Genomic DNA, 8,541 nt, shown 5'->3' on the forward strand with positions numbered 1-8,541 from the left:
GATTCCCAGGGTTAACCCCGCTCTCGCATGGCTTCGGCCAGCAGCCGGGCCACTTCTGGTCGAGAAAACTCCGGCGGGGGCACTTCACCGCGGCGCAGCATTTCCCGCACCTTGGTACCTGAGAGGTGAATGCGCTGGTGAGGCTGGCTGGGGCTGGTCTTGGCCGTGGCCATGGTGCCGGTGACGGTGCAATAGAAAGCATGTTCAAACTTCAAGGGAATGATGCCCAGCTCCCCCGGCTGGAACTCATCGAAAATGTGTTGGGCATCGTAGGTACCGTAGTAGTTCCCCACCCCGGCGTGATCCCGCCCCACAATGAAATGGGTACAGCCATAGTTTTTGCGAATGAGAGCATGGAAAATAGCCTCGCGGGGGCCGGCGTAGCGCATCGACGCAGGGTTGATGGCCAAGATCACCCGCTCCTTGGGGTAGTACTTTTCGATCAACACCTCGTAGCAGCGCATACGCACATCGGCGGGAATGTCGTCGCTTTTGGTAGCCCCCACCAGCGGGTGCAAAAATAGCCCGTCCACAATCTCCAAGGCACATTTTTGGATGTATTCATGGGCGCGGTGGATGGGGTTGCGGGTTTGGAAGCCTACAATGGTTCTCCAGCCTCTTTCCCGAAACAGTTGCCGCGATTGGGCCGGGTCAATCTGGTAGGCCGGAAAAAGAGGGTGGGGATCCCGCTGCAGGAGGGTGACGGGGCCGGCCAAATAGACGGATCCCTGCTCGTAGAGCACCTTTACCCCTGGATGCTGCTCATCGGTGGTGCGATAAACTTGCCGGGCTTCGTATGTTTTATCGTAGGTGAACTTCTCGGTCAGCTCCAGTAGGCCCAGGATCTTGCCCTCGGCACTGGCCAAGGCAATCATTTGCCCCTCTTTCAGACCCGCTGCCACTTCTGAGGAGACCGGCAGGGTGACCGGCAGCGACCAAGCCAAGCCATTGGCCAGGTGCATCGTTTCCAGAACGGCCTGGTAATCTTCCCGCCCCATAAACCCCGTTAGCGGGCTGAAGCCCCCAATGGCGATCATCTCCAGATCCGATTGGGCCCGCTCGTCGAGATAGAGGATGGGGCAATGTTCGGCTTTGGAACGCAGCTCCTGCGCCTGCTCAGGCGGGGCAATGCGGTTGATCAGGGTGCCCCCGTGGGGCGGAATGGCATCACCAGCAGGGAGAGTCGATGGAGATTGGCTCATGAGAAGGGCAGCGAGAACGACGGTTGTCCAAATCCAATATCCAGCTATCGAATCCCGGATCTCCAGGAAGCAGGGAAAAAAGCACAGGTCGGGCTGAAAACAGGAGGGAGCAGAACAGGTGGAGACCCCATCCAAATCACGCCCTTAGGGATCCCCTCCATCCCGGTTAATCCAACAAATAGGGGGGCATGCTTTCATCGGTGGCTGATACATTGTCGAAGATGGGCCGATTCATGATCTTCTTTTGCGCGTGCAGAGGCGAGGATTGGGGTTTGGGCTGAATGATGGGGGCTTGCTCTTTGGGTTTCCGTAACTCCTGGATGGTTTTGGCCCGCTCGTCCGCAACCGCTTGCAACTGCGCCAGCGCCTTTTGCAATTCGTCCCGATGGGCAGTAACCTGCTGCAATTGAGCTTGCAGGGTAGAGACTTTGTTTTGGTAGTCTTGCAAGAGTTGTTGAGCTTCGGCCAGTTGGCTTTTGAGGGCTGCAATTTCCGGCAATTCTGGGGTTGGTTCTGGGGGAGACTGAGAAGACATCGTTGTCGGCTCCTCGCCTGTGGGAGTAGACTCTGCGGAGGTGGGCTCTGAACTGGTTTTAGCACCGGCCTTGCGCCGAATTCCGCCGGAGCGGCGGGAAGTTTCCCCCGACGAAGGAAAGAGGCTACGGTCAGATCCAGTCACAAGAGCACCTCGTGTTCAACCAACTGTAGCAGCCGCTGACACACCGCCGATCCAGGCCGATAGTCCATCACCGTCAAGCCGTAGTCAAAGGCGATGCGCAAATCGCTGCTATCTGGAATGGTAACGGGTGAAAGCACATCCGCAAAAATCTGTTGCGCTTGCACATACAATTGCCCGGTGTGGGATCCCGACCAAATGCCCCCCGGCAGATAGCGGTCATCCAGCATTGTCAAAATGGCGCGGGCTTGGCTTAGCTGGCCTTTCAGGGCCTCAATGTAGCGCAAGGTTACTTCCGTGCAGGAGAAATCGGCGCGGTTGAGCCGTGTCGGGATCAACACCCGCTGGGCCACCCGCAGGGCATTGGCGGTGAGGGCATTCAGTTCTCCCGGCGTATCGAGAAAGATGAAGTCGTAGTCCGGCAGCAAGGGATCCAGTTGGCGCTGCAACAGATCCTGACCCGTCTCTCCGGCAGCAGCCAGTTGGGCCGCCACTTCCGCCATGGTGCTGTGGGAGGGCGCCACATCCACTCCCTTGTCCGTGCAGTAGATCACCTCTTCCAGAGGACGTTGGTGCTGCGGGTGTAAGCTGGCCCAAGCCGTTTCCGGTGCCGCCAGGGATCCGGCCCCTTCCAGGTAAAGGTTGCTGGCAGTGGCCTGGGACGTGAGATCGATGAGCAGAACTCGGTATCCCCGTTGGGCCGTCAACTGAGCCGCGTGGACGCAGAGGGTGGACTTGCCGGTGCCCCCTTTGTTGTTGGTAAAGGCCAGGATACGCGCCATCAGCTCTCCCTGCATTCTGTCTTGCCAACTTGTTCCCCTTCCCGAGCAGCTTGGCCAGATCCGACAGGACAGTCGTTGAGGTGGCCCCGCAGCAGTCTATGCTATTGGGTGTAGCCTGGTGGAGGACAACCATGCGCGATGTACTGGCGATCATCTTGGGAGGTGGGCGTGGCACCCGACTTTATCCCCTGACCAAGCGCCGCGCCAAACCCGCTGTGCCCCTGGCCGGCAAATACCGCCTCATCGACATCCCGGTCAGCAACTGCATCAACTCCGACATCGAAAAAATCTACGTCCTCACCCAGTTCAACTCTGCCTCTCTGAACCGCCACATCGTCAACACCTACCGCTTGTCTCCCTTTACAGGCGGCTTTGTGGACGTTTTGGCGGCCCAACAAACCCCTGACAATCCCGATTGGTTCCAAGGCACCGCCGATGCTGTCCGCCAATACCTCTGGCTGATGGACTCCTGGAAGCCGCGGGACTTCCTCATCCTATCTGGGGATCACCTCTACCGCATGGACTACCGCCCCTTCATCCAGCATCACCGGCAGGTTGGGGCCGATGTGACGCTGGCGGTGCTCCCCTGTGAAGAAAAAGTGGCCTCGGGTTTTGGCTTGCTCAAGCTTGGCGAGAACGGTTGCATCGTCGATTTCAAGGAAAAGCCAACAGGAGATCTGCTGAAAGCCTGCCAGGTGGACACGCAAGCTCTCGGCCTCAGCCCGGAAGAAGCCAAAGCCAAGCCCTACATCGCCTCCATGGGCATCTATGTATTCAAGCGAGAAGCTCTGATCGAGATGCTCAAAGTCAAGGAGCACACCGACTTTGGCAAAGAGGTGCTGCCGGCAGCCATCGGCAAGTACCATCTGCAAGCCTACCTCTTCCAGGGTTACTGGGAAGACATCGGCACCATCGAGGCTTTTTACCGGGCCAACCTGGCACTGGTGCAGCAGCCCAACCCGCCCTTCAGCTTCTTCGACAGCGAAATGCCCATCTACACCCGCCCGCGCTTTTTGCCCCCCAACAAAATCCTCGACTCCCAGATTGTCAACTCCATGATCGCCGATGGTTGCATCATCAAAAACGCCCAAATTCGCAACTCCATCATCGGCATTCGCAGCCGCTTGGAGGCCAACACCATCATCGAAAACACCCTGGTGATGGGAGCCGATTACTACGAGTCGGTAGAAGAGCGGCAGGCCAGGCTAGAGGAAGGGATCCCACCGGTGGGCATCGGGGCCAACTCTCACATTGTCAACGCCATCGTGGATAAGAATGCCCGCATTGGGCGCAATGTCCGCATCCTCAACAAGGATCACGTCACCGAAGCGCAGCGGGAAGAGGAAGGGATCTGGATCAGCAACGGCATCGTCACCATCATCAAAGACTCGGTGATCCCGGACAACACCATCATTTGAGGGGGAAACAGGCCGGCCCTGGCCGAGAAGGGGGCAGGATGGGGCTGACAGGCCCTTGCGCAGAAACGGCGAGGCTTTTTCTGTTAAGATGGATACCAAGAGCTTCAAAACAAAAGACTGTGAGATCGCTGGAGTGTGTTTAGTAGAATTTCATCCGTTGCCGCTTTGGAAGTTTACGATCCGCAATTGATCTGCCGCTATTACCGCTGGCGCCTGCCCCAAGTGATCGGTCGGGCGCTGGCCATTCTCTGGCCTTTCTTGTGGTTTGTCCTCTGTTTGCGCTGGGATCAACTGTGGGGCCACACTGATCGCAATGTGGGACGGCGCTCGGTGCAGTTGCGAAAGCTGCTCACCGACCTGGGGCCAACGTTCATCAAGGTGGGTCAGGCCCTCTCCACCCGCCCCGATCTGGTGCGCAAAGACTACCTAGAAGAACTCACCCAACTGCAAGATCAACTGCCGCCATTTCCCTCCGAGCAAGCATTTGCCCGCATCGAATCCGAGTTGGGCCGTCCGATTGCCGAGATCTTTGCCCAGATCTCTCCAGAGCCGGTGGCTGCTGCCAGTTTGGGCCAGGTTTACAAAGCGCAGTTGCACAGCGGCGAATGGGTGGCGGTGAAGGTGCAGCGACCCCATCTGCGAGAGCAGTTGAGCCTGGATCTGTACCTGATTCGCTGGGCCTCGACATGGCTGGGCCCCTGGCTGCCCTTGAACCTGGGCAGTACTTTGACGGCGGTGGTCGATGAGTTTGGCCGCAAGCTTTTTGAAGAGATCGACTACCTGCACGAAGGGCGAAACTGCGAGCGCTTCGCCGAATACTTCCGCGACGATCCGGATGTGTACGTGCCGCGCATCTTCTGGGCCTACAGCAGCCGCCGGGTTCTAACCCTGGAGTGGATCGACGGCATCAAGCTGACGGATGTGGAGCGCATTCGAGCAGCCAACCTGGAGGTGAAACAATTGGTGCGTATCGGGGTGGTTGCTGCCCTCAAGCAATTGCTGGAATACGGCTTTTTCCACGCGGATCCCCACCCAGGTAACTTGTTTGCCCTCACCGATGGCCGTATGGCCTACATCGATTTCGGCATGATGGATCAGCTTACCGAGGAAATGAAGGAGTACTTGGTGGATGCTCTGGTTCACCTGGTGGATCGCGACTACAACGCCCTGATCGATGACTTTATTCATCTGGGCTTTTTGCAGTCGGATGTCGGCCGCCAAGAGCTGATCCCCGCCTTGGAAAAGGTGCTGGCAGACGTGCTGACCCAAGAGGTGGTCAACTTTAACTTCAAAACGGCCACAGATCAGTTCTCCGACTTGATGTACCGCTACCCCTTTCAGGTGCCCTCCCACTTTGCTCTGGTGATCCGCTCTTTGGTGACCCAAGAGGGAGTAGCCCTCAGCCTCTATCCCCAGTTCCGCATCGTCGGTGTGGCCTATCCCTATGTGGCCAAGCGCCTGCTGACGGATGAATCGCCGCGTATTCGCCAACGGCTGCTGCAAGTGTTGATCAAAGACGGCAAGTTCCGCTGGAACCGCCTGGAGAACCTGATTCAAATTGCCCGCAGCGATGGGGGATTGGATTGGATCCCCACCGCCCAAACGGGTTTGCGCTACCTGATGTCGGAAGAGGCCCGCGATCTGCGTCGCCAGTTGGTGCTTTCCCTCACAGAAGATGATCGCCTTCACTTTGAGGAGCTGCAGCGTTTGTGGCAGTTGCTCAGCCCTGAACTTTCCCCAGCTTACCTCTGGCAGGCAACGCTGAGATCCCTACCCTCGACCGGCGATCTGCAACACACGTTTGCCGAGTTGAGGGAGCAGGTGCAAGCCCATCTGGAACATCTCAGCCGCTGGCGGCTACCTCAACCTTGGTCGGATTTGCTGGCAGGAGTGGGACAGGAAAGGTAGAACGGAAGAAGATGACTCAAGTTTATTGTTATTGAGCTGGACAAAAGCGTGGCAGATCAGAAAGGTGACTTCATTGCCGGTGTGGTGACCGGCGCCCTGTTGGGAGGGATCATCGGCGGGGTGATCGGGTTTGTGCTTGCCCCTCGACTCAGCAAGGGATCCGCCGAAGGCCAACGCCGGGATCCAGATCGCCTCAACGGCACCTCCGCAACCCCTGAACAACCGCGCCTCAGTGCTTCGGGTGAGTCGGCCATGTCCAGCGACTGGAGGAAGTGGGAAAATGAGGCAGAACGCATTGCTCAAGCCCGCCGCACTCTAGAGGCCAAGATTGCCGAGTTAAACGAGGCGATCCAGGCCACCCGGGCTCAGTTGCTTGTCAAGGAAGTGCCTGCCCCTGCTGCTGAGGAAAACTCTTGAGCTTGAGCGGGAAGAAGGAACCTCAGGGGTCTCCCGCCCATGTCAAACTAGAGGCGGCAATGGCTTTCTGCCTTGCATCTTTGGATGGGTTGCCATCGGATGTGAGGTTTGCCTCTGCTGACGGCGTTTGGTCTGTCTGACTGATCTGTGTTTTGTTCATTCCCTTCTCTGAACCGCTATGATGCTTAGCCACTTGTTGTCTCCTCTCGCCTGGATGGACGGCCTCTCCCTGGGGTTGGTCTACGGCACTGCCGCGTCTTTGCTGTTCCGCTCCCTTTACCAGTTCATTGTCATTTACAATGCTCTGCTGATCGTGCGGATTTTGCTGAGCTGGTTCCCGCAACTGAACTGGTCTAACCCCATCCTGTCGGTGCTCAGCCAACTCACCGATCCCTATCTCAACCTGTTCCGCGGCATCATCCCCCCCATTGGCGGCTTGGACTTTTCCCCCTGGCTGGCCTTCATTTTGCTCAGTTTTGCCATGCAGGTGGTGGGCCAGTTTGCCTAGCCGCTGTAGCACTGGATTCATCTGGATAGGCCGGGATCCCTTTACGATGGAGAGCTGCTTTTTTCGTTGCCCGCCATGCAGATCCCCGGCGTTGCCCACTACTGGCTGCTGAATGCTCAGGTTCCCCTGTCGGTACTGAAGGAGGCGGTGCCAGGAGCTGTTCCCAACCGCGATAACCTGGTGTTGCTGGATCTGGAAATCGAAGGGGGGCAGATCCGCCGAATCCAGCTGGCAACAGGGATCCCGCCCCAGGGGATCCCCGGCGTGGATCTAAGGCGAGGCCAGGTGTGGCCCTGCTTTGTGGATATCCATACCCACCTGGATAAGGGGCATGTGTGGCCGCGCACCCCCAATCCCGATGGTACCTTTGCCGGGGCGAGGCAGGCCGGCCAGGAAGATTGGGTGAAGATGAAGCAAGCCTATGACGGGGATCCGGAGCAGTTTCGGGAGGATCTCTACCGTCGCTTCAGCTTTGGTTTGCGCTGCAGCTATGCCCATGGATCCCAGGCAGTGCGCACCCATCTGGTCTGTGAGAATCCTCAGGTTATGGGGGCCAGCTGGGAGGTGTTTGTTCAGCTGCGCCGAGAGTGGGCGGGCAAGCTGGAACTCCAGGCGGTCACGCTTTTGAGCTTGGATGCCTTTCTCACCCCTGCAGGGGAGAAGCTGGCGGACAAGGTGGCGGAAGTGGGCGGGATCCTGGGTGGGGTGGCGGCGATGGGGCCGGAACTGGATCGGCAATTGGATCGGGTGTTTGCCCTGGCCAAGGAGCGGGGCTTGGCTCTGGACTTTCATACGGATGAGACGGATGATCCGGGATCCCTCACATTGAGACACGTAGCAGCGGCGGCCTTGCGCAACGATTTTCCCCATCAGGTGGTGTGTGGCCATTGCTGTAGCCTGGCTGTGCAACCGCCGGAGGTGGCCCACAAGACTATGGCCTTGGTCAGAGAGGCGGGAATTGCCGTGGTCAGCCTGCCCATGTGTAACCTGTACTTGCAAGCCCGTAACCCCGGCCATACCCCCCGCTGGCGAGGGGTGACGCTGCTGCACGAGCTGAAAGCCTTGGGCGTGCCGGTGATGATAGCCAGCGATAACTGTCGGGATCCCTTCTACGGCTTTGGGGATCACGATGGCTTGGAGGTGTTCCGGGAGGCCACCCGCATTTTGCACCTGGATACCCCCTATGGGGATTGGCCCCAGGCGATTACCACCACCCCTGCCCGCATCATGGGCTTGACCGAGCGAGGGCAAATTGGGGTGGGCTTGCCGGCAGATCTGGTGCTGTTCAAGGGACGTGGCTTTGACGAGCTGCTCTCGCGACCCCAACATGACCGGGTGGTGTTGCGTCAGGGGCAGGCCATCGACACGACTCTGCCGGACTACAGCGAACTGGACGACTTGATGGAGAAGGTGGGGACAGCGCTCAGCTCCGAGAAGTAGAGCGGGGTCACAGTCGTTTCAAGTTAGATTAAGACACTTCCCAATTGCTCCTCTCTCCCTTTGCCTGGAGGTGGTGGTTGTGGCAGCGGCGCGGAACGCTGGGGCGGCACCGTAGAGCATGCCTCTAACCCCCAAAACCCTGAACTTTGCTGAATTTACTGAGCTTTAGGCGGTTTGGCAAAAGTCATTG

8 protein-coding genes are annotated in these 8,541 nt (G+C 58.3%); 5 read left to right on the forward strand and 3 right to left on the reverse strand.

The features are described 5' to 3' along the window. Positions 1-11: 11 nt before the first annotated feature. The 3 genes from sat to NW834_RS06480 all read right to left on the reverse strand — a co-directional run bounded on the left by sat (position 12) and on the right by NW834_RS06480 (position 2,660). Positions 12-1,202, reverse strand: coding sequence for a sulfate adenylyltransferase (gene sat / locus NW834_RS06470; RefSeq protein WP_414419111.1), 1,191 nt, complete (start codon positions 1,200-1,202; stop codon positions 12-14). 166 nt (positions 1,203-1,368) lie between these two features. Continuing rightward, positions 1,369-1,737 (reverse strand): hypothetical protein, encoded by a 369-nt coding sequence (locus tag NW834_RS06475; RefSeq protein WP_414329683.1) that lies wholly within the window; start codon positions 1,735-1,737, stop codon positions 1,369-1,371. 140 nt (positions 1,738-1,877) lie between these two features. Then, positions 1,878-2,660 (reverse strand): ParA family protein, encoded by a 783-nt coding sequence (locus tag NW834_RS06480; protein ID WP_414419112.1) that lies wholly within the window; start codon positions 2,658-2,660, stop codon positions 1,878-1,880. Between the two features lie 131 nt (positions 2,661-2,791). Between NW834_RS06480 and NW834_RS06485 the strand changes: the two genes are divergently transcribed. From NW834_RS06485 to NW834_RS06505, 5 genes are all read left to right on the forward strand, one after another. Beyond that, positions 2,792-4,078, forward strand: coding sequence for a glucose-1-phosphate adenylyltransferase (locus NW834_RS06485; protein WP_414417955.1), 1,287 nt, complete (start codon positions 2,792-2,794; stop codon positions 4,076-4,078). Positions 4,079-4,213: 135 nt separating this feature from the next. After that, the gene (locus NW834_RS06490; protein WP_414419113.1) at positions 4,214-5,986 is read left to right on the forward strand and encodes an ABC1 kinase family protein; all 1,773 of its coding nucleotides are present in this window, start codon (positions 4,214-4,216) and stop codon (positions 5,984-5,986) included. Positions 5,987-6,034: 48 nt separating this feature from the next. Further along, positions 6,035-6,403: a hypothetical protein gene (locus NW834_RS06495; RefSeq protein WP_414419114.1), complete on the forward strand. Its 369-nt coding sequence runs from the start codon at positions 6,035-6,037 to the stop codon at positions 6,401-6,403. A gap of 178 nt (positions 6,404-6,581) precedes the next feature. Further along, positions 6,582-6,911: a YggT family protein gene (locus NW834_RS06500; RefSeq protein ID WP_414419115.1), complete on the forward strand. Its 330-nt coding sequence runs from the start codon at positions 6,582-6,584 to the stop codon at positions 6,909-6,911. A gap of 75 nt (positions 6,912-6,986) precedes the next feature. Next, positions 6,987-8,351 carry a cytosine deaminase gene (locus tag NW834_RS06505; protein WP_414419116.1) on the forward strand — a complete coding sequence of 455 codons (1,365 nt, stop codon included), beginning with the start codon at positions 6,987-6,989 and terminating at the stop codon, positions 8,349-8,351. Positions 8,352-8,541 lie beyond the last annotated feature (190 nt).

It is taken from the genome of Synechococcus sp. R60.1, from assembly GCF_047461835.1.
GTDB lineage: Bacteria > Cyanobacteriota > Cyanobacteriia > Thermostichales > Thermostichaceae > Thermostichus.

Excerpts from the sequence above, each read along its gene's own strand:
- sat (WP_414419111.1), bottom strand. The coding sequence starts at position 1,202 with ATGAGCCAATCTCCATCGACTCTCCCTGCTGGTGATGCCATTCCGCCC.
- NW834_RS06475 (WP_414329683.1), bottom strand. The coding sequence starts at position 1,737 with ATGTCTTCTCAGTCTCCCCCAGAACCAACCCCAGAATTGCCGGAAATT.
- NW834_RS06480 (WP_414419112.1), bottom strand. The coding sequence starts at position 2,660 with ATGGCGCGTATCCTGGCCTTTACCAACAACAAAGGGGGCACCGGCAAG.
- NW834_RS06485 (WP_414417955.1), top strand. The coding sequence starts at position 2,792 with ATGCGCGATGTACTGGCGATCATCTTGGGAGGTGGGCGTGGCACCCGA.
- NW834_RS06500 (WP_414419115.1), top strand. The coding sequence starts at position 6,582 with ATGATGCTTAGCCACTTGTTGTCTCCTCTCGCCTGGATGGACGGCCTC.
- NW834_RS06505 (WP_414419116.1), top strand. The coding sequence starts at position 6,987 with ATGCAGATCCCCGGCGTTGCCCACTACTGGCTGCTGAATGCTCAGGTT.